Source organism: Sphingomonas sp. Ell38C01, from assembly GCF_055231975.1.
In genome coordinates this window covers 152,392-178,151 of sequence record NZ_JBUYVA010000001.1, presented here as the reverse complement: position 1 = coordinate 178,151, position 25,760 = coordinate 152,392, and the positions used below count along the sequence as shown (strand labels likewise).

Here is a 25,760-nt window from a genome sequence, read left to right as displayed (position 1 = left end):
TCTACATCTTGTGACCGTCACGGCGTGATAGTCGTCACCCCGAAGCGGGGTGTTCGTGTTCCTGTGCCCCCGCGAAGGCGGGGGTACAGTCTGGGTCGCCGTCTTCGCGGGGACACATCGTAGATCGGAACTGTCCCATGACCATCAACGCCAATCTCACCGCGGATCGTCCGACGTTCGTCACGCATCTCGAATGTTCGATGACGGGCGAGCGGTACGAGGCGGATACGCTCCACAACCTGTCGCGCGTTGGGCGGCCGTTGCTGGTGCGCTACGATCTCGAGGCGGTGCGCGCGAACCTGCCGCGGGCGCTGCTCGAGACGCGGCAGACCGATCTGTGGCGGTGGCGGGAACTACTGCCCGTCCGGCGGACCGACAACATCGTCAGCCTGGGCGAGATCGAGACGCCGCTCGTGCCGATCGCGCGGAGCGGCGGCGCGAACGTGCTCGTCAAGGACGAGGGGCGGCTGCCGACGGGCAGCTTCAAGGCGCGCGGGCTCGTCATGGCGGTGGCGATGGCCAAGGAGCTGGGCGTCACCCGGATCGCGATGCCGACCAACGGCAATGCGGGCGCGGCGCTCGCGGCCTATGCGACGCGGTGCGGGATCGAGACGATCGTCTTCTGCCCCGACGATACCCCCGAGGTGAACGTGCGCGAGATCGCGGCGCAAGGGGGCCGCGTCTGGCGGGTCAACGGGCTGATCGACGATTGCGGCGCGATCGTCGCGAAGGGTGCGGCGGAAGGGCGCTGGTTCGATTTCTCGACGTTGAAGGAGCCCTATCGGATCGAGGGCAAGAAGACGATGGGGCTGGAGCTGGCGGCGCAGTTCGGGTGGAGACTGCCAGATGCGATCTTCTACCCGACCGGCGGGGGCACCGGGCTGATCGGGATGTGGAAGGCGTTCGCGGAGATGGAGGCGCTGGGCTGGATCGGGCCGGAGCGTCCGCGGATGTATGCGATCCAGGCGTCGGGCTGCGCGCCGATCGTCCGCGCGTTCGAGGCGGGCGAGGAGCATGCCGAGCGGTGGGAGGATGCCTCGACCGTCGCGGCGGGGATCCGCGTGCCTAGAGCCGTCGGCGATTTCCTGATCCTGCGTGCGGTCCGCGAGAGCGGGGGCAAGGCGATCGCGGTCGGCGATCCCGCGATCCTGAAGGCGGTCGACGACTGCGCGCGCAAGGACGGGCTGCTGCTGTGCCCGGAAGGCGGCGCGACGCTGGCGGCGTACCGGCAGGCGCTGACGACGGGTGAAGTCGACGAGGACGAGCGCGTGGTGTTGTTCAACTGTGCGACGGGGTTGAAATATCCGATGCCGGCGGCGGACAACGCGCTCGACCGGCACGCGGCGATCGATTTCGACGCGCTCTGACGGAGCGCCGCCGACGTGGGCGGCGCTCCTGTGCGACTATTTCGGAAAGGTGACCTCGCCGAACATCGCATCGTCGAGGAAGGTGCGGTACTTCTCGTAACCCGCCACCGCGGCCTTGCCGTCGGCTTCGCTCAGCGTCGCAAGGACTTCCTTCTCAATCGCTTCGTCGCGCGCCTTGTTGGGCTCCAGAGCCGCCGCACTGGTATAATGGGTCATCGTCACGACGCTGGGTGACTGCTTGGTATATCCGTAGCGGACGAGCACCTTGTACTCGTCGATCATCCCGCGCTTCTTGAGGATCTCGAAATACGGGATCTGCGAACGGCGAAGGCCGGTCAGGTAATCATCGATATGATTGGGATCGACGTCGATTGCGTTGACTTCCCACATACCTTTGGTGGGTAGGTAGTCGACATATTGCTTGGCGACGAGCATCGACGCCGATGTCACCGTCGCGATGCCGGCGAGCGTGTATGCGATCTTGCGAATCATCATGGTCCCCTCTTGTTAGGCGGGGGCAGGAAGCCATGATGACCGGCAAACTCGCAAAAGATTTATAACGCTATTGTAACGAATCGGCGAGATGGATGCCTCATCCAACCCGGTTCGCCACCAGATCGTCGACCACCGCAGGATCCGCGAGCGTGCTCGTGTCGCCCAGCGACGAGACGTCGCCTTCCGCGATCTTGCGCAGGATGCGGCGCATGATCTTGCCCGAACGGGTCTTGGGGAGGCCGGGGGCGAACTGGATCGCGTCGGGGGTCGCGATCGGGCCGATCTCCTTCCTTACCCACTTCCTGAGTTCGTCGGCGAGCGCGTCGTGCGCGTCGACGCCGGCGTTGAGCGTGACATAGGCGTAGATGCCCTGGCCCTTCACGTCGTGCGGCATGCCGACGACCGCGGCCTCCGCGACATGCTCGTGGAGGACGAGCGCGCTCTCGACCTCGGCGGTGCCCATGCGGTGGCCGCTGACGTTGATAACGTCGTCGACGCGCCCGGTGATCCAGTAATAGCCGTCCGCGTCACGCCGGCATCCGTCGCCGGTAAAATAGGTGCCCGGATAGGTGGTGAAATAGGTCTGGAAGAAGCGATCGTGGTCACCCCACACCGTGCGCATCTGCCCCGGCCAGCTGTGCGTGATGACAAGGTTGCCGCTGACTGCGCCGTCGAGGACCGTGCCCGTCTCGTCGACCAGCTGCGGGCGGACGCCGGGGAGCGGCTTCGTCGCGGAGCCGGGCTTGAGGTCGGTCGCGCCGGGGAGCGGGGCGATCATCGCGCCGCCCGTCTCGGTCTGCCACCAGGTGTCGACGATCGGGCAGCGCCCCTCGCCGACGACGTCGTGATACCAGCGCCATGCCTCGGGGTTGATCGGCTCGCCGACGGTGCCGAGCAACTTGAGCGAGGAACGATCGGTCGCCTTCACCGGCGCGTCGCCGTCCTTCATCAGCGCGCGCAGCGCGGTGGGCGCGGTGAAGAGCGTGTGGACCTCGTGCCGGTCGACCACCTGCCAGATCCGCGACGCGTCGGGCCAGTTGGGCAGCCCTTCGTACATCAGCGTCGTCGCGCCGTTGGCGAGCGGGCCGTAGAGGATATAGCTGTGCCCGGTGACCCAGCCGATATCGGCGGCGCACCAGAACACGTCGCCGGGGCGGTAGTCGAAGCACAGCGCGTGCGTGTAGGCCGCCCACAGCAGATAGCCGCCGGTCGTGTGCAGCACGCCCTTGGGCTGACCGGTCGATCCGCTGGTGTAAAGGATGAACAGTGGGTCCTCGGCGGTCATCGGCTCGGGCGCGCAGTCGGTCGACACGCCTTCCGCCACGTCGTGATACCAGACGTCGCGGTCGCCCATCGGGACGTCGGCGCCGGTCGCCTTGACGACGAGGACGCGCTCCAGCCCGGGCGCGCGATCCGCGGCGGCGTCGACATTGGCCTTGAGCGGGATCGCCTTTCCGCCACGCCGGCCCTCGTCGGCGGTGACGACGATCCGCGATCCGCAATCCTCGATCCGCCCCGCCAGCGCATCGGGGGAGAAGCCGCCGAACACCACCGAATGGACCGCGCCGATCCGTGCGCAGGCGAGCAGCGCGAACGCCGCCTCCGGGATCATCGGCAGGTAGATGGTGACACGATCACCCTTCTCCACGCCCTGCGCCTTGAGCACGTTGGCGAAGCGGCAGACCTCTTGGTGGAGCTGCGCATAGGTGAAGCGGCGCGGTTCCTCGTGGGGGGAATCGGGTTCCCACAGGATCGCGACCGCGTCGGCGCGTTCGGCCAGATGCCGGTCGATGCAGTTGACGCTGGCGTTGAGCGTGCCGTCGGCGAACCAGGCGATGCGGAAATCGTCCTTCGCGTAGGACCAGTCGCCCGCGGTCTTCGGCGCCGCGATCCAGTCGAGCCGCTTCGCCTGCTCCAGCCAGAACGCGTCGGGGGTGTCGACCGAGGCGGCGTACATCGCGTCGTATCCGGCGGCATCGACGGTCGCGTTCTCCGCCCAGGTGGAAGGAACGGGGTAAACGTCGTCGGCCATCGCGCGCTCTCCTCAAAGATCGTCGGCGCCTTGCCAGTGCATCACGGGTAGGCGCAACATCGATTAGCTACACCACGCGGTAGGGAACCACCCGCCGTGTATCGGGATCGACCGCGATCGCGCGGTCGGTGGGCGGGAAGGCGCGCTGGTCGCAATCGTCGCGCGGGCACAGCCGGCACGAAATCCCGATCGGGGTCGGCGGCCCCGCGCGATCGACCGCGTCGGCATAGACGAAGTCGGCGGCGTGCACCGCCTCGCAGCCAAGCACGACGGCATAGCGGCGCGGGCTGCGCGCGAACCGGCCAGAGGGTTTGACGAGCCCCTTCGCCATCGAGACGTAGCGGACGCCGTCGGGCGTCTCGGCATGCTGGACCAGGATCCGGTCCGGAATCGCAGCGGCCTCGTGGACGTGCCACAGCGGGCACGCGCCGCCGAACCGCGCGAATTGCAGGCGGGTCGCGGAATGGCGCTTGGTGATGTTGCCCGCCATGTCGACGCGGCAGAAATAGAAAGGGATGCCTTCCGCGCCCGGCCGCTGGAGCGTGGAGAGGCGGTGGCACGCCTGTTCGAAGCTGACGCCGAAGCGGCGCGACAGACGGTCGATATCGTGGCGCACCGCGCGCGCGGCGGCACGGAAGGCGGCGTAGGGCATGACGAGCGCGCCCGCGGCATAGTTGGCGAGCCCGACGCGCAGGAGGCGGCGGGCCTCGCCGTCGAGATCGGTCGCGGCGACCACTGCGTCGATCTCGTCCGCGAATGCGATCGCGGCGAGACGGTGCGCGATCAGGAAGCGGCGGCTTTCGGGAGGCAGCGCGGCGTTGAGGACGAGCGTGGTGCCGTCGAGGCGCGCCAGCGGGGCGTCCTCGTCGGCATCGGCGGCGAGGGTGACGCCGTGGGCGTGGAGGAGCTGGACGAGATCGTCACTGGCGCTGTGCTGTACCCCGGCGAAGGCCGGGGCCCAGTATCGGGCGGCTTCCAACTGGGCCCCGGCCTTCGCCGGGGTAGAAGGAAGGAGCAGCCCCTCCGCCGCGCGATCGAGCGCGTCGACATAGTTGCCCGCCAGATGGAACCAGTCGCGCACCGCTTCCCATGGGAGCCGTGCGCCCGATCCGGCGGTCATCGCCTCCTCCGCGAGCGCCAGCCGGTCCTCCGCGGCGCGCTTGCCGGCGTGGAGCGCGACGAGCCGGTCCGCGATCTCGGGGCGTTCCTCCGCCAGCCGTGCGACGACTTCGGGCGACAGCGGCTGGAGCGACGGATCCGCGAGCGCCGCGCCGAGCGCCGCCAGCCGACGCGCGGGGCCTTCGCCCTCGATCGCCGCCAGCGCATCGGGATAATGTCGCGCGAGCGCTGCGGTCACCGCGCCGGTCAACGGACGTTCCCCACCCTCGAGCTGCGACAGGTAGCTGACCGACAGGCCGAGCCGCGCCGCCATCATGCGCTGATTGAGCCCCGCAGCAACGCGAAGCGCGCGCAGACGATCGCCGGCATAGGTCCGCGGCTTCATCCTGTCGGTGTAGTTCGCAAGTCATCCATTCGCAACTTCGCAAATTCACATTTGCCACGCGTTCCCCGGCGAGGCAGACACGGCCGACCGCGTCCGCATGGGAGGAAAGCCGCTTGTCGTCGACGATCGAAACGCTCGAGGCGAAACGGGCCGCGGCCAGACAGGGGGGCGGCGACAAACGAGTCGCCGCCCAACATGCAAAGGGCAAGCTGACCGCGCGCGAGCGACTGGACATCCTGCTGGACGAGAACAGCTTCGAGGAGCTCGACATGTTCGTCGAGCACAACTGCGTCGATTTCGGGATGGCGGAACAGGTCTGTCCGGGCGACGGCGTCGTCACCGGCAGCGGCACGATCAACGGCCGGCTGGTGTTCGTGTTCTCGCAGGATTTCACCGTGTTCGGCGGATCGCTGTCCGAACGTCACGCGCAGAAGATCTGCAAGATCATGGACATGGCGCTTAAGGTCGGCGCACCCGTGATCGGGCTGAACGACAGCGGCGGCGCGCGCATCCAGGAGGGCGTGGCGTCGCTGGGCGGCTATGCCGAGGTGTTCCAGCGCAACGTGCTGGCATCGGGTGTCGTGCCGCAGCTGAGCCTCATCATGGGGCCGTGCGCGGGCGGGGCAGTCTACAGCCCGGCGATGACCGACTTCATCTTCATGGTGAAGGATTCCAGCTACATGTTCGTCACCGGCCCCGATGTGGTCAAGACGGTGACGAACGAGGTGGTGACGCAGGAGGCGCTGGGCGGCGCCGTCACGCACACGACCAAGACGAGTGTCGCGGACAATGCGTTCGAGGACGATATCGCAGCGCTGCTCGCGGCGCGCGACTTCATCGATTACCTGCCGTCGTCGAACCGGGAAGGCGTGCCCGAGCGGCCGACCGCGGATCCATGGGACCGCATCGAGGACAGCCTCGACACGCTGATCCCGGCGAGCGCGAACCAGCCCTACGACATGCACGAAGTGGTGCGGAAGGTGCTGGACGAGGGCGACTTCTTCGAGACGCAGCCCGCGCACGCGGCGAACATCATCACCGGGTTCGGGCGGATCGAGGGGCGCACCGTCGGCATCGTCGCGAACCAGCCGATGGTGCTGGCGGGCGTGCTCGACATCAATTCATCGAAGAAGGCGGCGCGGTTCGTGCGGTTCTGCGATGCGTTCGAGATTCCGATCGTCACCTTCGTCGACGTGCCGGGATTCCTGCCGGGGACCGCGCAGGAGCATAATGGCATCATCAAGCACGGCGCGAAACTGTTGTTCGCCTATGCAGAGGCGACGGTGCCCAAGATCACCGTCATCACGCGCAAGGCGTACGGCGGCGCGTACGACGTGATGGCGTCGAAGCACCTGCGCGGCGACTTGAACTATGCGTGGCCGACCGCAGAGATCGCGGTGATGGGCGCGAAGGGCGCGGTCGAGATCATCTTCCGCGGGCGTACCCCCGACGAGATCGCGGCACGCACCGCGGAATACGAGGCGCGCTTCGCCAACCCGTTCGTGGCGGCGAGCAAGGGCTTCATCGACGAGGTGATCCTGCCGCACTCGACGCGGCGGCGGATCGCGCTGGGGTTGCGGAAGCTGCGGGGAAAGGTGCTGGAGAACCCGTGGAAGAAGCATGACAATATTCCGTTGTGACTTGGTGTGCTCCCGCGAAGGCGGGAGCACGGACTGGATCCCCGCCTTCGCGGGGATACAATTCGCGGGGATACAAGGAGAGAGATGACCCTAGGCCGCCTCAACCATGTCGGAGTCGCGACGCCCTCCATCGCCAGGTCGATCGAAACCTACCGCACGGTCCTCGGCGCCGACGCGATCGGGGTGCCGTTCGATCTGCCGGCGCAGGGGGTGAAGGTGTGCTTCATCGACGCGCCCAACACGCAGATCGAGCTGATCGAACCCTATGACGCGGCGTCGCCGATCGCGGGGTATCTCAAGAAGAACCCGGCGGGCGGGCAGCATCATGTGTGTTTCGAGGTGCCCGATATCCACGCGGCGGTCGCCGAGCTGACGGCGAAGGGCGCCACGGTGCTCGGAAGCCCGCGGATCGGCGCGCACGGAACGCCGATCGTGTTCGTGCATCCGAAGGATTTCGGCGGCGTGCTGGTGGAGTTGATGGAGACGCCGAAAGAGGCGCACTGAGATTTCCCCCGTCGACGGAAGGGGGATAAGGCACTGGGAGAGAGCAAGATGGCCGAGTACGAGACGATCCTGACCGAGAAGCGCGGCGACGTGCTGGTCATCACGCTCAACCGTCCCGAGCGGCTGAACGCCGCGCCGCCGCAGATGGCGGACGAGATCGCGGTCGCGCTGCGCAACCTCGACGGCGCGCGCGCGATACTCATCACCGGGCAGGGGCGCGCCTTCTGTTCCGGGGCGGACCTGCAGGCGCGGGGCGAACGCAGCGCGGTGAGCGGCGGGGACGTCAGCCACATGGCGCTGTCGCGGCACTACAATCCGACGATGCTGCTGCTGAGCGAACTCGACGTGCCCGTCGTCACCGCGGTCAACGGGCCGGCCGCGGGGATCGGGTGCTCGATCGCGCTGTGCGGGGATTTCGTGGTGGCGGCGAGGAGCGCGTATTTCCTGCAGGCGTTCGTCAATATCGGGCTGGTCCCCGATGGCGGGTCGACCTGGATCCTCGCGCGATCGATCGGCAAGGCGCGCGCGACGCAGATGATGATGCTGGGCGAGCGGATCCCGGCGGAGCAGGCCGCGGACTGGGGGCTGATCTACAAGGCGGTCGACGATGCGGCGCTGATGGACGAGGCGATGGCGCTGGCGACGCGGCTGGCGGCGGGGCCGACGGTGGCGATCGGCGCGATGCGGCGGACGATCAAGCTCGCGCTCGACGGGACGTTCGAGCAGGTGCTGGCGGCGGAAGCCGTGGGGCAGCGCCTCGCGGGCGGATCGCAGGATGCGCGCGAGGGGGGCAGGAGCTTCCTTGAGAAGCGCAAGCCGGCGTTCACGGGGAAATGATTCCGGCCCGTTTGCCCTGAGCGAAGTCGAAGGGCGGGATGCAGTGCTTCGACTTCGCTCGGAACGAACGGACTATGGATTAGCAATATGACCGATAAGCCCATTTCCGGTACGCCCAATCTCGCCCAATGGGCCGCCGCCGCCGCGAAGGAGGTGAAGGGCGCGGACCTGACCTGGCGCACGCCCGAGGGTATCGACGTCAAGCCGCTCTACACCGCGGCGGACGCGCCGGTGGATCCGGGCCTGCCCGGCTTCGCGCCGTTCACCCGCGGGGTCCGCGCGTCGATGTATGCGGGGCGGGCGTGGACGATCCGGCAATATGCGGGATTCTCGACTGCGGAGGAATCGAACGCCTTCTACCGGCGCAACCTGGCGGCGGGCCAGAAGGGGCTGTCGGTCGCGTTCGATCTGGCGACGCACCGGGGGTACGACAGCGATCACCCGCGCGTGACGGGCGACGTCGGCAAGGCGGGGGTCGCGATCGACTCGGTCGAGGACATGAAGATCCTGTTCGACGGCATCCCGCTCGACAAGATGAGCGTCAGCATGACGATGAACGGCGCGGTGATCCCTATCCTCGCCTTCTTCATCGTCGCGGGGGAAGAACAGGGCGTCGATCGCAAACTGCTCGACGGGACGATCCAGAACGACATCCTCAAGGAGTTCATGGTCCGCAACACGTATATCTATCCCCCCGAGCCGAGCATGCGGATCATCTCGGACATCTTCGGCTATACGTCGCGCGAGATGCCCAAGTTCAACAGCATCTCGATTTCCGGCTATCACATGCAGGAGGCGGGGGCGACGCAGCTCCACGAGCTGGCCTTCACGATCGCGGATGGCATGGACTATGTGAAATACGGCGTCGCGAGCGGCCTCGACATCGACAGGTTCGCGGGGCGGCTGTCGTTCTTCTTCGCGATCGGCATGAACTTCTTCATGGAGATCGCCAAGCTGCGCGCCGCGCGCGTGCTGTGGCATCGCGCGATGACGCAACTGGGCGCGCAGGACGAGCGTAGCAAGATGTTGCGGACGCACTGCCAGACATCGGGCGTCTCGCTGACCGAGCAGGACCCGTACAACAACGTCATGCGCACGACGATCGAGGCGATGGCGGCGATGCTGGGGGGGACGCAGAGCCTCCACACCAACGCGCTGGACGAGGCGATCGCGCTGCCCACCGACTTCTCCGCCCGGATCGCGCGCAACACGCAGATCGTGCTGCAGGAAGAAACGGGGATGACCAAGGTCGTCGATCCGCTGGGTGGCAGCTATTATGTCGAGAGCCTGACGCAGAGCCTGGTCGACGGCGCATGGGAGATCATCGAGCGGGTGCAGCGCGAGGGCGGGATGGCCAAGGCGGTCGCCGCGGGCTGGCCCAAGGCGATGATCGAGGAGGCGTCGGCGGCGCGGGCCGCGCGGGTCGATCGCGGCGAGGACGTGATCGTCGGCGTCAACAAATACACGCTGGCGCAGCAGGACGCGATCGACATTCTCGACGTCGACAACGTCGCGGTCCGCGAGGCGCAGATCCGGCGGATCGAGCGGGTGAAGTCGACGCGGGACGAGACGGCGTGCCGGACGGCGCTCAATGCGTTGCGCGAGGGGGCGAAGGGTTCGGACAACCTCCTCGCGCTCGCGGTCGAGGCGGCGCGTGCGCGCGCGACGCTGGGCGAGATCAGCCAGGCGATGGAGGATGTGTTCGGGCGCTATGGCACCCAGCCGACGCCGGTGAAGGGGATCTATGGCGGCGCCTATGCCGACGACGCGCGTTGGGAGCGGCTGACCGACGGGGTCGCCGCGACCGAGCGGCGGATGGGTCGTAGACCACGGATGCTGGTCGCGAAGATGGGACAGGACGGGCATGATCGCGGCGCCAACCTCGTCAGCTCGATGTTCGGCGACCTGGGGTTCGAGATCGTGCCGGGTCCGCTGTTCCAGACCCCCGCCGAGGCCGCCGCGCTCGCACTGGAGAAGGACGTCGACGTCGTCGGCGCGTCGAGCCTTGCGGCGGGGCACAAGTCGCTGATCCCCGAGCTGATCGGGCATCTGAAGGACGCGGGCCGCCCCGACATCAAGGTGATCGCGGGCGGGGTGATCCCCGCGCAGGACTATCAGGTGCTGCGCGACGCGGGGGTGCAGGCGATCTTCGGGCCGGGGACGAACCTGATCGCGGCGGCGGAGGAGGTGCTGCGGCTGCTGGGGCACAACATGCCGCCCGAAAGCGAGGCCGCGGAATGAGGCTGGTGCGAAGCATGTCCGCAGCGCTGGCCGTTGCGATCGCGATGCCCGTCGCCGCGCAGGACAGCGCGCCGACCACCGGCCGCTCGATCGCGACGCTGGCGAACGTGACGCTCACGTCGCGCGACGGACGCGCGATCCCGCTCGGGTCGCGTGTCCGGCCGGGCAAGCCGACGCTCATCTCGATATGGGCAAGCTGGTGTCCGCCATGCATCGCGGAGGCGCCGTCCCTGAACAGGATCCGCAAGGACCTGGGGAACGGCTATAATTTCCTCTACGTCAATCGCCGCGAGGGCGATCCCGACCCGACCCAGCCGCCCGCCGCCGTCGCGCAGTTCCTGACGCGCGCAGGCATGGGCGACGTCGATTACGTCGTCGCGGACGTCGACGCCTATCGCCGGATCGTGGGCAAGGACATGCGCGACATCCCCGAGGGCAAGGTGGGGATCCCACGTGTCTATCTGTTCGACGCCAGGGGGCGGCAGGTCCACACCGCCTATGGCTTTGGCGAGGGCGGTGGCGCCGAGCTGGAAGCGCGCGTGCGGCGCGCGATGGCGACCGCCAAATGACCGCGCTCGCCGACGCTGCGGCCGGACGCTATGCGACGACGCGAGACGACCTTGAGCCAAGGGCCTGCTTGATGACCGATACTCTCCTTCGCCCTGCCGGCGTGCATGCTGCGCCCGCCTCCATACCGACCGTGCGCACCGACTGGACCCGCGCGGAGATCGCCGCGCTGTTCGACCTGCCGTTCGACGACCTGATGTTCCGCGCGCAGACTATCCACCGCGCGCATCACGCGGCGGGCGAGGTGCAGCTGTGCACCCTGCTGTCGATCAAGACGGGCGGGTGCCCCGAGGATTGCGGCTATTGCTCGCAATCCGTGTCGGCCGACAGCGGGTTGAAGGCGGAGAAGCTGATGGCGGTGGAAACCGTGCTCGCCGACGCGGAGGCGGCGAAGGCAGCGGGATCGCAGCGGTTCTGCATGGGCGCCGCGTGGCGCAACCCCAAGGATCGCGACATGGACGCGATCGTCGCGATGGTCGAGGGCGTGCGCGGCATGGGGCTGGAGACGTGCATGACGCTGGGCATGCTCGAGCCGCACCAGGCGCGGCGGCTGGCCGATGCGGGGCTCGATTACTACAACCACAATATCGATACCTCGCCGGAGAATTACGGCAACGTCATCACGACGCGGACCTTCCAGGACCGGCTCGATACGCTGGCGAATGTGCGCGAGGCGGGGATCAGCGTGTGCTGCGGCGGGATCGTCGGGATGGGGGAGACGCGCGCCGATCGCGTCGGCTTCGTCCATGCGCTGGCGACGCTGCCGCGGCATCCCGAGAGCGTGCCGGTCAACGCGCTGGTGCCGGTGAAGGGCACGCCGCTGGGCGACATGCTCGCAGGCACGCCGATGGCGAAGATCGACGATATCGAGTTCGTCCGTACCGTCGCGGTCGCGCGGATCGCGATGCCGATGAGCATGGTGCGGCTGTCGGCGGGGCGCGAAAGCATGTCGGAGGCGACGCAGGCGCTGTGTTTCATGGCGGGCGCGAACTCGATCTTCACCGGTGACAAGCTGCTGACGACGGGCAACCGCGGCGACAGCGCGGATGCGGCGCTGTTCGCCAAGCTGGGGCTGGTGCCGATGGCGGGTGCGGAGCCGATGCGGGAGGGCAAGACATGCTGCTGATGCTGTTGCTCGCGGCGGCGACACCGGCGGGGTGCAATGCGCCGCGCAGCCAGTTGGCGATGACGCACTTTGCGGGGCTGGCGTTCCAGCAGGCGGATGCGGCCATGACCGCGCAGTGGAAGCGGACCTATGCGTACATGAAGGGCCGCGACGCGCAGGACACGTCGCGCGGCGGCTGCTTTGGCTACGCGGCGGCGCTGCTGGAAAGCCAGCGGGCGTGGTTGAAGTACCGCGATGCGCAATGCGTGATCGCAGGGGGTGAGTTCGCGGGCGGCTCCGCTCAGCCGATGGCGCAGGCGCAGTGCCGCACGCGACTGACGCAGGCGCGGACGGCGGAGTTGCGGGGGCTGGTCTGGGCGCGGTGATGCCGTTCGCTCACCTCATGCGCACCCGTTCCCCAGTCAAAGCCGGGGCCCGGTTTTGGCCCGCAGCTCCGATCGCGCTCTCGCGCGAGTCTCTTGATGGGGCTGGGCCCCGGCCTTCGCCGGGGTACGGGGAGCATTAATGGTCGGCATCCTCCACTCGCTAGTAGGAGTAGCAACTAGTCTAATGCTGTTCCTTGCGTTGCCGCTTTGGGTTTGGTGGTTTCAGACGCGAGTTACCGACTATTTCCCAGCGAACGCGAAGCCTCGCGCACGACGCTATATGGTGATCGGTTTGGTTTGGCTTTTCCTCACGATCTGGCTTTTGTGGCGTTATGTGCTGCCGGGATGGTGGATTGAAGCAACTCCCTCGGTCAGAGTGGAAAAGGTCTAATAGATATGTTCAAGAAAATCTTGGTCGCCAATCGTGGCGAGATCGCGTGCCGAGTCTTCCGCACCGCCAAGGCGATGGGGCTGGCCACCGTCGCGGTATATTCCGACGCGGATGCGCGCGCGCCGCATGTGCTGATGGCGGACGAGGCGGTGCGGCTGGGGCCGGCACCGGCGGCGGAGAGCTATCTCAAGGCGGACCTGATCCTCGCGGCGGCCAAGGCGACCGGGGCGGACTGCATCCATCCGGGCTACGGCTTCCTGTCGGAGCGCGAGAGTTTCGCGCGGGCCTGCGCGGATGCGGGAATCGCCTTCGTCGGGCCGCCGCCCAAGGCGATCGCGGCGATGGGGGACAAGATCGAATCGAAGAAGCTCGCCAAGGCCGCGGGCGTCAACGTCGTCCCCGGCTTCCTGGGCGAGATCGCGGACACCGACGAGGCGGTACGGATCGCGGGCGACATCGGCTATCCGGTGATGATGAAGGCGTCCGCGGGTGGCGGCGGCAAGGGGATGCGGCTGGCGTACGGCGAGCAGGACGTCCGCGAGGGGTTCGAGGCGACCAAGCGCGAGGGGCTGGCCAGCTTCGGCGACGACCGCGTGTTCATCGAGAAGTTCATCGAAAGCCCGCGCCATATCGAGATCCAGGTGCTGGGCGACCAGCATGGCAACGTCGTGTATCTGGGCGAGCGCGAATGCTCGATCCAGCGCCGGCACCAGAAGGTGGTCGAGGAAGCGCCGTCGCCCTTCGTGACGCCGAAGATGCGCAAGGCGATGGGCGAGCAGGCGGTCGCGCTGGCCCAGGCGGTCGGCTATTATTCGGCCGGGACCGTCGAGCTGATCGTGTCGGGCGCGGACACGACGGGGGAAGGGTTCTACTTCCTTGAGATGAACACGCGGCTCCAGGTGGAACACCCCGTCACCGAGGCGATCACCGGGCTCGATCTTGTCGAGCAGATGATCCGCGTGGCCTATGGCGAAAAGCTCGCCTTCGCGCAGGAGGACGTGACGCTTACCGGCTGGGCGGTCGAGAACCGTGTCTATGCCGAGGATCCGTATCGCGGCTTCCTGCCGAGCATCGGCCGGCTGGTGCGGTACAATCCGCCGGAGACGGGCGAGCCCGCGGGCGATGCGCCCTATGTCCGCGTCGACGATGGCGTGCGCGAGGGGGGCGAGGTGAGCATGTTCTACGATCCGATGATCGCCAAGCTCGTCACCTGGGCGCCGACGCGCGCGGCCGCGATCGATGCGCAGATCGGCGCGCTCGACGCGTTCGAGATCACGGGGCCGGGGACGAACCTCGATTTCCTGTCCGCGCTGATGCAGCATCCGCGCTTCCGTTCGGGCGCGATCACGACGGGGTTCATCGCGGAGGAATATCCCGACGGCTTCCACGGCGCACCTGCGTCGGCGGATCTGGTCCGCACGCTCGCCGCGGTCGCCGCGTTCGCCGCGACCGCGGAGGCGGATCGCGCGCGGCGGATCGACGGGCAACTGGGCCAGCGGCTGCGTCCCCCCGCCGACTGGGTGGTGCGGATCGACGGTGCCGACCACGCCGTCTCCGTGTCGACCGACGGGCTGAACGTCGACGGCCAGGACCTCGAGATCGGGATCGAATATACGCCCGGCGACCGGATGGTCGAGGTCGATGGCGAGACGCCGTTGGCGGTAAAGATCGCGCGGACGCGCACCGGCTTCACGCTCGCCACGCGCGGCGCGTCGCACACCGCGCGCGTGCTGCCTGCGCATGTCGCGCCGTACGCGCAGCACCTGATCGAGAAGATTCCGCCCGACCTGTCGCGCTTCCTGATCGCGCCGATGCCGGGGCTTCTCGTGCGGCTGGACGTCGCGGAAGGCGACAGGGTCGAGATCGGGCAGCCGCTCGCGGTGGTCGAGGCGATGAAGATGGAGAACATCCTGCGCGCGGAGAAGTCCGCGGTGGTCAAGACGCTGAGCGCCGCGGTGGGCGAAAGCCTGATGGTCGATCAGGTGATCCTGGAGCTGGAATAGCCACTGCCACGTTCGTCACCCCGAACTTGATCCGGGGGACCGCTACCGTCTTCGGGGCAGGCGAGGAGAAGAAGCGGGACCCCGGATCAAATCCGGAGTGACGGATTCTGATCGCCGCGCCCGGCGTCACCCACCAGCGCGCGCAGGCGGGCCAGATCCTCCGGCGTGTCGATGTCGATCAGCTCCGCCGGGTTCGTCACGACGTGGCGGCCGGCGCGGACGAGGTCGCGTGCGCCCTTGTCGCCCTGCAACGACAGGAGGAAATCGAACCGCGCCTTGCCGAACACGCCGGGGGGCATCGGATGCGTGCCGTCGCTGGAGACGACGACCGCGTCGGGGGCGGTCGCGGCGTCGAGCAGGCGATGGATATGCGTCGCGGTAACGCGCGGCATGTCGGCCAGCGCGACGACGATCGCCTCCGCACCCGCCGCCTTGGCATGGGCGACCCCCATCCGCAGCGATCCCGCCATCCCGGTCGCGGCATCGTCGTTGTGAAGCACGGTGAAATCGCGGCCCGCAAAATCGAGGCTGCACCCGTCGACGACGACGACCCGCTCGCGGAACGGCATGTCCTCCAGCGCGGTGACGACGTGGAGGCCCACGGGCTTGCCGAGGAAATTCTCCTCCAGCTTGTTGCGGTCGCCGAACCGCTGCGACCGGCCCGCGGCGAGCAGGACGAGGATGGCGTCCTCAACCGCGATCATGGAACGCCCCCACCATCGCCGCGGCGATCGACAGCGCGATCTCCGATGGCCCGATCGCGCCGATGTCGAGCCCGACGGGGGCATCGATCCGGTCGATCTTTCCGGGCGCGACACCTGCTGCCGCCAGCCGCTCGCGCCGCGCCGCGTGGCTGCGGCGGCTGCCCAGCGCGCCGACATACCCGGCGTCCGCGGCGAGTGCCGCGATGAGGCCGGGGTCGTCGATCTTGGTGTCGTGGCTCAGCGTCACCACCGCGGTCGCGGGGCCGGGGCGGTACGCCGCGATCGCCTCGTCGGGCCAGCGATCGTCGAGCGTGACGCCGGGGAAGCGCTCCGCGGTCAGGAAGCGCGCGCGCGGATCGATCACGACCGTCTCGATGTCGAGCGTCGCGGCGAGCGCGGCGAGCGCCTGCGCGATCTGGACTGCGCCGACGATCAGCAGGCGGCGCGGGGGATCGTAGCGGTTGGCGAACACCTTGGTCGTCTCGATCGCCTTCAGGTCGCTGTGGCCGGACGCGAGGTCCGTCGTGACGGTCAGCGCCTGTCCCTGGTCGCGTGCGTCGCGGATCCGGTCGAACAGTTCGGGATCGAACCCGTTCGCGGACACCGGCTGGACCATTACCGAAATCTCGCCGCCGCAGGGCAGGCCGACCTCCCACGCGCTGGCGTCGGCGACGCCGTAGGTCTTCACCTGGAACGGCGCGCCCGCGATCACCTGTGCCGCGGTGTCGAGGATGTCGCCCTCGACGCAGCCGCCCGACACCGATCCCTCGAACCGTCCGTCAGCGTGGACGAGCATGTGGCTGCCGCGCGGACGCGGGGCCGAGCCCCAGGTCGAGACGACGGTGGCGATCGCGAGCGGCGCGCCCTTCCACGCCTCCGCGGCAGCGAGCACGGAAGTGTTTTCGGCCATGACTCAGGTCCTCATACCGGCGGCAGCCCCGCCAGCAATGTGTCAAGCGTCACCGGCATGTCGCGGACGCGCACTCCGGTGGCATTGTAGATCGCGTTGACGACCGCGGCGCCCGCGCCCGAGATGCCCAGCTCGCCGACGCCCTTGGCACCCGCCTGGTTCGCCGAATCGTCGATCTCCTCGACGAAATGGACCTCGATCTGCGGTATGTCGGCGTTCACCGCGACATGGTACTCGCCGAAATCGGGGTTCATGAAGCGCCCGGTACGCGTGTCGACAACGCCGTCCTCGCCGAGCGCATAGGCGATCCCCCACGCCATCCCGCCGACGATCTGGCTCCGCGCGGTTTTGGGGTTGAGCACGCGACCGACGTCGAACACGCCGAGCATGCGGCGGACGCGGACCTCGCCCGAGACGGCGTTGACCGCGACCTCTACGAAATGGGCGCCGTGGCTGGCCTGGCTGGTGCGCTTGCTTTCGGCGCCGGGGCCGGTCCTGCCCATCGCGACGATCGCCTCGCCGCGGGTCAGGTCGGCGAGCGGCACGTGGCGCGCGCCGACGCCGACGCTGCCGTCCTGCAGCCGCAGTTCGTCGGGCGCGGCATTCATCCGCAACGCGAGTTCGGCGAGGATGTCCTCGCAGGCCAGCGCCGCCGCCGCGCATGCGCTGCCCGCGCCGAACGACCCGCCCGAGCCCGCGCTGGGTGGCAGGTCGGTGTCGCCCAGCCGAACGTCGACCGCGGCGACCGGCAGCCCGAGCATCTCGCCGACGGTCTGCGCCAGGATCGTGTAGGTGCCGGTGCCGATGTCGGTCATGTCGCACTCGACGGTCGCGCGACCGTCGGTTTCCAGCCGGACGCGCGCCTGCGCCTCGACGGTGAAGTTGCCGCGCAGCGCGGCCGCCATGCCGATGCCGATCAGCCACTCGCCCTCTCGCACGCTGGCCGGCGCAGGCATCGTATCGGGCCAGCCGAACCGGTGCGCGCCTTCGTCGTAACAGTCGAGCAGCCGACGCGTGGAGAAGGGCTTGCCGCTGAGCGGATCGATATCGGGCTCGTTGAGGCGGCGCAGCGCGATCGGGTCGATCGCCAGCGTCTCGGCGAGCTCGTCCATCGCACATTCCACCGCGAAGGTGCCCACCGCCTCGCCCGGCGCGCGCACCGCGCCCGTCGCGGGCAGGTTCACGCGGACGAGATCGGTGCGGAATCGCCGCGCCTCGCCCGCATAGAGCGGGAGCGTGCCGAACGGGATGGGCTCGAGGAAGGCGGCATCGTCGTTCTGCGCGGCGACGCCCTCATGCGCGATGCCGGTGATCCGCCCCTCGGCGGTGGCGGCGAGGCGGATCCGCTGCGTCGTCGCGCTGCGATGGTGGACGAGATAGGCGGTCTGGCGGCGGGGGAGCGCGACCTTGACCGGGCGGCCGATCGCCTCCGCCGCGATCGCCGCGAAGACGACCTCCGGGCCGACGCCGGTCTTTCCACCGAACCCGCCGCCGACATAGGGTGCGAGGACGCGGACGCGATCGGTGTCGATCCCGAGTGACTTCGCGATCGTCTTGCGGGCGCCGCCGATCACCTGGTTGCTGGAGCGGACGGTGAGCTTGCCGTCCGTGTCCCACCAGACGGTCGACGCATGCGGTTCGAGCGCGGCGGGGAAGTGGACGGGGGTGGTGTAGGTGCGGTCGATCGTTACCGCGGCATCGGCCATCGCAGCGTCGATGTCGCCCTTGTCGATCGCGGGGAGGAAGCCGAGCTTGTGATCGCGCTCGACGGGTTGCGCGGCGGTGTCGAAGCGCGCCTCACCGGGTTCGACCGACACGGTGACCAGCCCGGCCGCCTCGCGCGCGATCTCCGCATCCTCGGCGACCACGACCGCGACCGGCTGGCCCCAGTGGAAGATGCTGTCGCTCGCGAAGCTGCCCAGGCGTTGCGAATTGCCTTCGCCCGCGGGCATGCGCGCGTCGCCGTAGATCACGGCGATCACGCCCGGGAGCGCCTCCGCCGCCGCGGCATCCACGGTCAGGATCCGGCCCGACCCCGCGGGGACGCCGACGATGGCGGCATAGGCGGTGCCCTCGGGCGCATCCTCGAACGCATACAACGCGGCGCCCGCCACCTTGGCAGGACCGTCGACACGGTCGAGCGGCTGCCCCAGAATGCCCTGCTTCGCATTCACGAGGCCTGCCGGCCGCATCGCGCGGTCCATCATGCTATCCGCCATCGCCGTCGCTCCCCATCGTCACTGGCGCAGATATGGCGTGCCGACCGCCCCGATCAAAGAGCGGGGAGGCCGGCGAGCAGCTTGTCGCACGTGATCGGGAAGTCGCGCACGCGCACGCCCGTCGCGTTGTAGATCGCATTCGCGATCGCAGCCCCTGCGCCCGAGATGCCGAGTTCGCCGATCCCCTTGGCGTGGATCGGGTTGGCGTGGATGTCGCGTTCGGTCAGGAAATGGACTTCGAGCTGCGGGACGTCGGCGTTGGCGGGAACGTGATACTCGCCGAGATCGCGGTTGACGAGCTTGCCCGTGCGGGTGTCGTGCACGAGATCCTCGTGGAGTGCGCCGCCGATCCCGAACGTCATCCCGCCGAGGCACTGCGACCGCGCGGTCTTCTCGTTGAGGATCCGTCCCGCCGCGAACACGCCCAGCATCCGCCGCACGCGGACTTCGCCGGTGACGATATTGACGCCGACCTCCGCGAAATGCGCGCCGAACCCGGACTGGGTCGTCTCCTTCTCCTGCTTGCCGGGCGCGATTTCGCCGGTCGCCACGAGCCCGTCGCCGATCAACTCGACGAGCGCGACGCGGCGATTGTCCGCGGTCGCATAGCCATCCTTGAGCGTCAGCGCCTCGGGATCGACGTCCATCGCCTTCGCCAGCTTCTCGCGGAGAAGTTCGCAGGCGAGATACACCGCCGAGCCCGACGACGCCGCGCCCCACGACCCGCCCGATCCCGCGGCGGGCGCCAGATCGGTGTCGCCCAGTTCGACGCGGATGCGATCGACCGGAAGCCCGAGCATCTCGCCGGCGATCTGCGCGAGGATCGTGTAGCTGCCGGTGCCGATATCGGTCATCGCGCTTTCGACGGTCGCGGTGCCGTCGGGGGCGAGCGACACCTTCGCGGAGGATTGCTGGAGCATGTTGCCGCGACAGGCGGAGGCGACGCCCATCCCGACCAGCCACTCGCCGTCCCGAACCTGCGCGGGCGTTGCATTGCGCGCGTCCCAGCCGAAACGGCGCGCGCCGTCGTCGAGGCAGGCGGTCAGTTGGCGCGACGAAAAGGGCACCTGCTTTTCGGGATCGTCGGCGATGTCGTTGCGGCGGCGCAGCTCGATGGGGTCGACGCCGATCTTTTCCGCCAGTTCGTCCATCGCGCATTCTAGCCCGAGCATGCCGACCGCCTCGCCCGGCGCGCGCATCGAACCCGACAGCAGCAGGTTGAGCCGCACCATGTCGTGCGTGATGACGCGGTTCTCGCCGGGATAGAGGAAGTGCGTGCCGATCCCGACGGGCTCAAAATACTCCTCGCCCTCGAGATTGGAGACGAGCGATTCGTGGCCGACCGCGGTCAGCTTGCCCGCGGCGTCGACCGCGAGGCGGATGCGCTGTTCGGTGTTCGAACGGCGGACCGTCGCGTCGAATACCTGCTGGCGCGCCATCACCGCCTTGACCGGGCGGCCGAGCTTCTTCGACGCGATCGCGGCGGCGATACTCTCGGGCGCGATGCCGAGCTTCGACCCGAACCCGCCGCCGACATAGCGCGCGACGATCCGCACCTTCTTCGGCGACAGGCCGAGCGCCTTGGCGAGCTGCGACACGCCGCTCGTCGGCATCTGGTGCGCGGAATAGAGCGTCAGGACGCCGTCCTCGTCCCAGGTCGCGAGGCTGGCATGCGGCTCCATCGCGGCGGAGTTCATGCTCGGCGTCGTGTAGGTGACGTCGACGCTGGCCGATGCGTCGCGCATCGCGGCGTCGATATCGCCCTGCTTCGAGTGCGAGGGGATCTGGTCGTCGGCCGGCTTGTTGGTGTCGCCGCGGTTGGCTTCGAAATCATAGACGCCCTCGCCCGCGTCATACCGGATCGTCAGCCGCGCGGCTGCGTCGCGTGCGGCCTCGAACGTGTCGGCGACCACGATCGCGACGATCTGGCCGAAATAGTCGACCTGCTCGACGCCCTGGGTCGGCGCCTTCTCGACGCCGCCCTGCTGCGGGTTGCGGGCGAAGGTCTTGAGATCGGTGACGACGTCGATCACGCCAGGGATGGCGCTCACCGTGTCGGCATCGATCGACACGACCTTGCCCGAGGCGATCGTTGCGCCGACGAGCACGCCGTACGCGACGTTCTCCAGTGCATATTCGGCGGCATAGGTCGCCTGGCCCGCAACCTTGAGCGGGCCGTCGATGCGATCGAGCGGCTTGCCGATCACGCCTTGCGCGCCGGTATCGAGCCGGCTTTGCGGGGCGGGCTTGTCCATCGTGATCGAGAGCGTGTCGTGCTTGCCGAAGCCGAACATCAGCGTGTCTCCGTCAGGTCGCGAAGCACCGCGATGAGTGTCCGCCGGACGAGCGGGATCTTGAAGTCGTTCGATCCGAACCCGCGGGCGTCTTCGAGCAGCGCATCGGCGGCGGCGTTGAAGACCGCGTCGGACGGGGCTTGCCCGACCAGCACGGCCTCGACCGCCGGATCGCGCCAAGGCTTGGGTCCGAGCCCGCCGAACGCCAGTTGCGCGGTCGCGATCCGGCCGTCCGCGACCGTAACGACCCCGGCGACCGAGACCAGCGCGAACGCATAGGAGGCGCGGTCGCGGACCTTGCGATACGCCTGCCGCGCGCCCGCGACGGGGGCGGGGAGCTCGACATGCGTGATGAGCTCGCCCGGTTCGAGCACCGTTTCGATCTCGGGCGTCGTGCCGGGCAGGCGATAGAAATCCGCGATCGGGATGCGGCGCCGGCCGCCATCGCGCTTCAACGTCACGATCGTCGCACCGAGCGCCTGCATCGCGACGGGCATGTCGCCGGGGTGGGTCGCGATGCAGTGGTCGCTCGTGCCCAGCACCGCGAGGATGCGGTTGTAGCCGCCGATCGCGTCGCAGCCGCTGCCGGGTTCGCGCTTGTTGCACGCCGCGGCGGTATCGTAGAAATAATAGCAGCGGGTCCGCTGGAGCAGGTTGCCCCCCGTGGTCGCTTTGTTGCGCAACTGGCCCGAGGCTCCGGCGAGCAACGCGCGGCTCAGCACCTCGTAGTTCGCGATGACGCGGGGGTCCGCGGCGAGATCGCTGTTGGGCACCAGCGCACCGATCGTCAGACCGCCGTCCTCGCGCTCCTCGATCGTGTCCAGGTCGAGCCGGCTGATGTCGACCAGCGTCTCGGGTGTCTCTATCTGGAGCTTCATCAGGTCGAGCAGGTTGGTGCCGCCCGCGATGAACCGGACGCCCGCGCCGCCCGCGTCGCGAACGGCGGCCTCGGGCGTGTCGGCGCGCGCATAGGTGAAGGTCTTCATGCCGGCACCGCCTGCTCGTCGTCGGCCGCGACCTCGCGGATCGCGTCGACGATGTTGGGGTAGGCGGAGCAACGGCACAGATTGCCGCTCATCCGCTCGCTGATCTCGTCGTCTCCGAAGGTGGGCGCGGTCAGGTCGCGAGTGACGTGGCTGGGCCAGCCCTTCTTCACCTCGTCGAGCATGCCGACCGCGGAGCAGATCTGCCCCGGCGTGCAATAGCCGCACTGATAGCCGTCATGGCGGACGAAGGCAGACTGCATGGGATGGAGATCGTCGACCCCGCCAATTCCTTCGATCGTGGTGATCTCGTCGTCCTGGTGCATCACCGCGAGCGTCAGGCAGCTGTTGATGCGTCGACCGTCGACGAGCATCGTGCACGCGCCGCACTGGCCGTGATCGCACCCCTTCTTGGAACCGGTCAGCCCCAGATGCTCGCGGCACAGATCGAGCAGCGAAGTGCGGATATCCACCTCGGCGTCATAGGATTGACCATTGATCGTGAAATGCATCGGATCGCCCTCTCGTGTCGGGCATGGTAACGTCCCGGAGGATCATGGTTTCCTTGCGAATCAATCTCACCTGGCCCCTGCTGCTGGCGTCCGCCTGCGGCAGCGCGCAGGATAGGCCGGTGGATGCTCCGGCCGCCCCCTCGCTGTCACCCCCGATCGTGATCGCGCATCGCGGCGCGAGCGGGTTGCGGCCCGAGCATACGCTCGCCGCATATGAGCTCGCGATCGAACAGGGCGCGGACGTGATCGAGCCCGATCTGGTGCCGACGAAGGACGACGTGCTGGTCGCCCGACACGAGAATGCGATCGGCGACACCACCGACGTCGTCGACCACCCCGAGTTCGCGGATCGCCGCACGACGAAGACGATCGACGGCAAGACGCAGACCGGCTGGTTCACCGAGGACTTCACGCTCGCCGAGCTGAAGACGCTGCGCGCGAAGGAGCGGCTGCCGCTGCTACGCCCGAAGAACGCCGAGTATGACGGGCGCTTCGAGATCCCGACGCTCGGCGAGATCATCGCGCTGGCCAAGGCGCGCCACGTCGCGATCTATCCCGAGACGAAGCACCCCAGCTTCTTCGCGCAGATCGGCCACCCGACCGATCGCGCGCTGGTCGACGCGTTGAAGGCGGCGGGGTGGGATTCGCCCGACGCGCCGGTCTTCATCCAGTCGTTCGAGGTCGCGAACCTGAAGCGGATCAAGGCGATGACGCGGATCCGCCTGATCCAGCTGTTGGCGGGGGAGGGCGCGCCGGCGGACGGTGTGCAGACGAGCTATGCCGCGATGACGACGCCCGCCGGTCTGCGCGAGGTCGCGACCTATGCCTGGGGGATCGGCCCCGACAAGGCGATGCTGTGGGATGGCGCGACGCCGACGACGCTGGTCGCGGATGCGCATGCGGCGGGGCTGCGCGTTCACCCGTGGACGTACCGGGCGGAGAACTACTTCCTGCCCTCGCACTTTCGCGACGGGATCGACCCGCGCCGGCATGGCGACGTGACGGCCGAGATTTCGTCCGCGCTGCGCCTTGGTGTCGACGGATTCTTCACCGACTATCCGCTAGAGGGCGTCAGGGCGCGGGATGCGTTGCGTGGCGCCGGGGGACACAAGTGATGCGTAGAGTCGGACTGATCCTCATGGCGTGTGCCGCGCCGCTGGCGCTCGGCGGCTGCGTCAAGACCGTCGCCAGCGTGGTGAAGGCGCCGTTCCAGGTCGTCGGCCAGACGGTCGACTGGGCGACCACCAGCCAGGAGGAGGCGGACCGCAACTATGGCCGCAAGATGCGCAGGAAGGAAGCGCAGGAGGGTCGCGAACGGCGTGAGCACGAAAAGCGCTGCCGCAAGGACAAGGAGTCGTGCGCGGGCTATGACGGGTATCGCGCCGGGTATTGAGCGCGCCGCCCCCGGTGAAGGCTGGGGTTCTTTCGGAGCGCTGCTCCCGAGGATCGAGATCCCAGCTTTCGCTGGGATGACGGGATGTCAGAACCATCCCATGATCGTCACCGGGAACGGCGTCCACGCCCCGACCCGGACGCCGGCCGAGCGCAGCGCGGTGCCGGTCCACCAGTTGCAGGTGCGTATCGCGTCATAGTGCCCGTGCGCCTCGTAGAAGGCGTCGTAGCCCGCATAGCCGCGATGGCGGGCGCCGTGGCTGGCACGGGCGGCGCGGACGAAGGCGACCAGCCGGCGATACTCGTCGGCGCGCAGCAGCACGCGGCGAACATGCGCGCCGGCCACCGGCCGCGCGACATGCTCGACATGAAGCAGCGTGGCGTCGCTGCCGATCGCGGCGGCGAGCAGGGTTGCGGGGCGGACGCTCGCCCAGGTCGGCGTATCGAGGAAGAAGCGCCGTTCGCCCCAGCCGATCGCGAGATAGGGGTGACCGGCAAAGCGCGGATCGGCAAGGTCGGTCGCAGGCGAAAAGGTGCCGAGGTCGATTCCCGCGGCCAGCTTGGGAAGCACCAGTCCGGTATGGATGCCGTTGTCCTCGATCCAGATCGCGACCGTGCCCGCGTCGTGTTCGGCAGGGTGGCGCCACGCGGCATTGGCGGGGATCGCGCCGCCGACCAGCCCCGCCGCTGCATAGCCCCCGAGCAACAAAGCCAGTGCCGCCAGTAGCGACCTTATTAGTTTCATTCGTAACGACCTTGCGGAAATGGCATGTCCTGTCCTACCGTGTGCGCATGGCCGATCCAACGCTCGACACGCCCGCTTCCCCCGACTGGACCGTCCCGCAGGACTGGTCGCACTATACGCCCGAGGAGCATGCGACGTGGGACACGCTGTTCGCGCGACAGGCGAAGCTGTTGCCCGGCCGCGCGTCGGACGCGTATCTGCGCGGGCTCGACGTGCTCAAGCTGTCCAAGCCCGGCATCCCCGATTTCGACGAGCTGTCCGAACGGCTGATGACGCTGACCGGGTGGCAGGTCGTCGCGGTGCCGGGGCTGGTGCCCGACGATGTGTTCTTCGATCACATGGCCAACCGGCGGTTCGTCGCGGGCAATTTCATCCGTCGGCCCGACCAGCTCGATTACCTGCAGGAGCCCGATGTGTTCCACGACGTGTTCGGGCACGTCCCGATGCTCGCGGACCCGGTGTTCGCGGACTATCTGGAGGCGTACGGCAAGGGCGGGCAGCGCGCGATCCAGCACGATGCGCTGAAATATCTCGGGCGGCTCTACTGGTACACCGTCGAGTTCGGGCTGATCGCGGAGCCCGAAGGCTTGCGCATCTATGGCTCGGGGATCGTGTCCAGCTTCGCCGAGAGCAAGTTCGCGCTCGACGATCCTAGCCCCAACCGGATCGCGCTCGATCTCGCGCGGGTGATGCGCACCGACTATCGGATCGACGATTTCCAGCAGAATTACTTCGTGATCCCGAGCTTCGACGAGCTGCTGCGGCTGACCGTCGAGACCGATTTCGCGCCGCTGTACGAGGCGCTGAAGGCGCTGCCCGATATCGCGGTGGCGGAGGTGGTGGAGGGCGACGACGTGCTGACGCTGGGAACGCAGGCCCATGCGCGGGGGCGGGATCGAAAACTGAGTGTATAAGCGCAGTAATAAAAA

Annotated in this window: 22 protein-coding genes; 12 read left to right on the top strand and 10 right to left on the bottom strand. The window is 68.3% G+C overall.

The genetic code is table 11. The features are described from left to right. The first annotated feature begins 137 nt into the window (after positions 1–137). A complete protein-coding gene (locus ACV7NO_RS00880) occupies positions 138–1,367 on the top strand; it encodes a threonine synthase (RefSeq protein WP_463404156.1) in 1,230 nt (409 codons plus the stop codon). A 36-nt stretch (positions 1,368–1,403) separates the two neighbouring features. On the opposite strand, the gene ACV7NO_RS00875 is transcribed toward ACV7NO_RS00880, so the two are convergent. The 3 genes from ACV7NO_RS00875 to ACV7NO_RS00865 form a co-directional block, all read right to left on the bottom strand. Continuing rightward, a complete protein-coding gene (locus ACV7NO_RS00875) occupies positions 1,404–1,859 on the bottom strand; it encodes a hypothetical protein (protein WP_463404155.1) in 456 nt (151 codons plus the stop codon). A 100-nt stretch (positions 1,860–1,959) separates the two neighbouring features. Next, entirely contained in the window at positions 1,960–3,894 is a 1,935-nt protein-coding gene (acs, locus tag ACV7NO_RS00870; protein ID WP_463404154.1) for an acetate--CoA ligase, read from the bottom strand. 67 nt (positions 3,895–3,961) lie between these two features. Next, positions 3,962–5,398 (bottom strand): helix-turn-helix domain-containing protein, encoded by a 1,437-nt coding sequence (locus ACV7NO_RS00865; protein WP_463404153.1) that lies wholly within the window; start codon positions 5,396–5,398, stop codon positions 3,962–3,964. A gap of 113 nt (positions 5,399–5,511) precedes the next feature. Between ACV7NO_RS00865 and ACV7NO_RS00860 the strand changes: the two genes are divergently transcribed. The 8 genes from ACV7NO_RS00860 to ACV7NO_RS00825 all read left to right on the top strand — a co-directional run bounded on the left by ACV7NO_RS00860 (position 5,512) and on the right by ACV7NO_RS00825 (position 15,072). Next, positions 5,512–7,038: an acyl-CoA carboxylase subunit beta gene (locus tag ACV7NO_RS00860; RefSeq protein ID WP_463404152.1), complete on the top strand. Its 1,527-nt coding sequence runs from the start codon at positions 5,512–5,514 to the stop codon at positions 7,036–7,038. 84 nt (positions 7,039–7,122) lie between these two features. Beyond that, positions 7,123–7,542, top strand: coding sequence for a methylmalonyl-CoA epimerase (gene mce / locus ACV7NO_RS00855; protein ID WP_463404151.1), 420 nt, complete (start codon positions 7,123–7,125; stop codon positions 7,540–7,542). 48 nt (positions 7,543–7,590) lie between these two features. Then, positions 7,591–8,379, top strand: a complete 789-nt coding sequence (locus tag ACV7NO_RS00850) for an enoyl-CoA hydratase-related protein (RefSeq protein ID WP_463404150.1) — start codon at positions 7,591–7,593, stop codon at positions 8,377–8,379. A gap of 87 nt (positions 8,380–8,466) precedes the next feature. Then, on the top strand, positions 8,467–10,620 hold the full coding sequence (scpA, locus tag ACV7NO_RS00845) for a methylmalonyl-CoA mutase (RefSeq protein WP_463404149.1): 2,154 nt from the start codon (positions 8,467–8,469) through the stop codon (positions 10,618–10,620). 14 nt (positions 10,621–10,634) lie between these two features. Beyond that, the gene (locus ACV7NO_RS00840) at positions 10,635–11,189 is read left to right on the top strand and encodes a TlpA family protein disulfide reductase (RefSeq protein ID WP_463404148.1); all 555 of its coding nucleotides are present in this window, start codon (positions 10,635–10,637) and stop codon (positions 11,187–11,189) included. 71 nt (positions 11,190–11,260) lie between these two features. After that, the gene (gene bioB, locus ACV7NO_RS00835; RefSeq protein ID WP_463404147.1) at positions 11,261–12,313 is read left to right on the top strand and encodes a biotin synthase BioB; all 1,053 of its coding nucleotides are present in this window, start codon (positions 11,261–11,263) and stop codon (positions 12,311–12,313) included. Then, positions 12,304–12,678 (top strand): lysozyme inhibitor LprI family protein, encoded by a 375-nt coding sequence (locus tag ACV7NO_RS00830; RefSeq protein WP_463404146.1) that lies wholly within the window; start codon positions 12,304–12,306, stop codon positions 12,676–12,678. The genes bioB and ACV7NO_RS00830 overlap by 10 nt, the downstream gene beginning before the upstream one ends. 396 nt (positions 12,679–13,074) lie before the next feature. Next, positions 13,075–15,072, top strand: coding sequence for an ATP-binding protein (locus tag ACV7NO_RS00825; protein ID WP_463404145.1), 1,998 nt, complete (start codon positions 13,075–13,077; stop codon positions 15,070–15,072). An 86-nt stretch (positions 15,073–15,158) separates the two neighbouring features. Here the strand turns inward: ACV7NO_RS00825 and ACV7NO_RS00820 are convergent, their stop codons facing one another. Genes ACV7NO_RS00820 through ACV7NO_RS00795 form a run of 6 tightly spaced genes read right to left on the bottom strand, consistent with a single transcriptional unit; the run spans position 15,159 to position 22,694 of the window. After that, entirely contained in the window at positions 15,159–15,776 is a 618-nt protein-coding gene (locus tag ACV7NO_RS00820; protein ID WP_463404144.1) for a nucleotidyltransferase family protein, read from the bottom strand. Continuing rightward, on the bottom strand, positions 15,763–16,686 hold the full coding sequence (locus tag ACV7NO_RS00815; RefSeq protein ID WP_463404143.1) for an XdhC family protein: 924 nt from the start codon (positions 16,684–16,686) through the stop codon (positions 15,763–15,765). Before ACV7NO_RS00815 ends, ACV7NO_RS00820 begins: the two co-directional genes overlap by 14 nt. Positions 16,687–16,697: 11 nt before the next feature. Then, positions 16,698–18,905 (bottom strand): molybdopterin cofactor-binding domain-containing protein, encoded by a 2,208-nt coding sequence (locus ACV7NO_RS00810; protein WP_463404142.1) that lies wholly within the window; start codon positions 18,903–18,905, stop codon positions 16,698–16,700. 53 nt (positions 18,906–18,958) lie between these two features. Beyond that, complete coding sequence (locus tag ACV7NO_RS00805) at positions 18,959–21,199, bottom strand: xanthine dehydrogenase family protein molybdopterin-binding subunit (protein WP_463404141.1); 2,241 nt, start codon at positions 21,197–21,199, stop codon at positions 18,959–18,961. Further along, the gene (locus ACV7NO_RS00800; protein ID WP_463404140.1) at positions 21,199–22,185 is read right to left on the bottom strand and encodes an FAD binding domain-containing protein; all 987 of its coding nucleotides are present in this window, start codon (positions 22,183–22,185) and stop codon (positions 21,199–21,201) included. Before ACV7NO_RS00800 ends, ACV7NO_RS00805 begins: the two co-directional genes overlap by 1 nt. After that, positions 22,182–22,694 (bottom strand): 2Fe-2S iron-sulfur cluster-binding protein, encoded by a 513-nt coding sequence (locus ACV7NO_RS00795; RefSeq protein WP_463404139.1) that lies wholly within the window; start codon positions 22,692–22,694, stop codon positions 22,182–22,184. The genes ACV7NO_RS00800 and ACV7NO_RS00795 overlap by 4 nt, the downstream gene beginning before the upstream one ends. A 44-nt stretch (positions 22,695–22,738) precedes the next feature. Here ACV7NO_RS00795 and ACV7NO_RS00790 point away from each other — a divergent pair, with 44 nt between their 5' ends. Both ACV7NO_RS00790 and ACV7NO_RS00785 read left to right on the top strand, forming a co-directional pair. Beyond that, on the top strand, positions 22,739–23,809 hold the full coding sequence (locus tag ACV7NO_RS00790) for a glycerophosphodiester phosphodiesterase (RefSeq protein ID WP_463404138.1): 1,071 nt from the start codon (positions 22,739–22,741) through the stop codon (positions 23,807–23,809). Continuing rightward, entirely contained in the window at positions 23,809–24,087 is a 279-nt protein-coding gene (locus ACV7NO_RS00785) for a hypothetical protein (RefSeq protein ID WP_463404137.1), read from the top strand. The genes ACV7NO_RS00790 and ACV7NO_RS00785 overlap by 1 nt, the downstream gene beginning before the upstream one ends. Positions 24,088–24,174: 87 nt before the next feature. Here the strand turns inward: ACV7NO_RS00785 and ACV7NO_RS00780 are convergent, their stop codons facing one another. Then, on the bottom strand, positions 24,175–24,831 hold the full coding sequence (locus tag ACV7NO_RS00780; protein WP_463404136.1) for a TIGR02117 family protein: 657 nt from the start codon (positions 24,829–24,831) through the stop codon (positions 24,175–24,177). A 47-nt stretch (positions 24,832–24,878) separates the two neighbouring features. Here ACV7NO_RS00780 and phhA point away from each other — a divergent pair, with 47 nt between their 5' ends. Then, positions 24,879–25,745 (top strand): phenylalanine 4-monooxygenase, encoded by an 867-nt coding sequence (gene phhA / locus ACV7NO_RS00775; protein WP_463404135.1) that lies wholly within the window; start codon positions 24,879–24,881, stop codon positions 25,743–25,745. Positions 25,746–25,760: the final 15 nt, after the last annotated feature.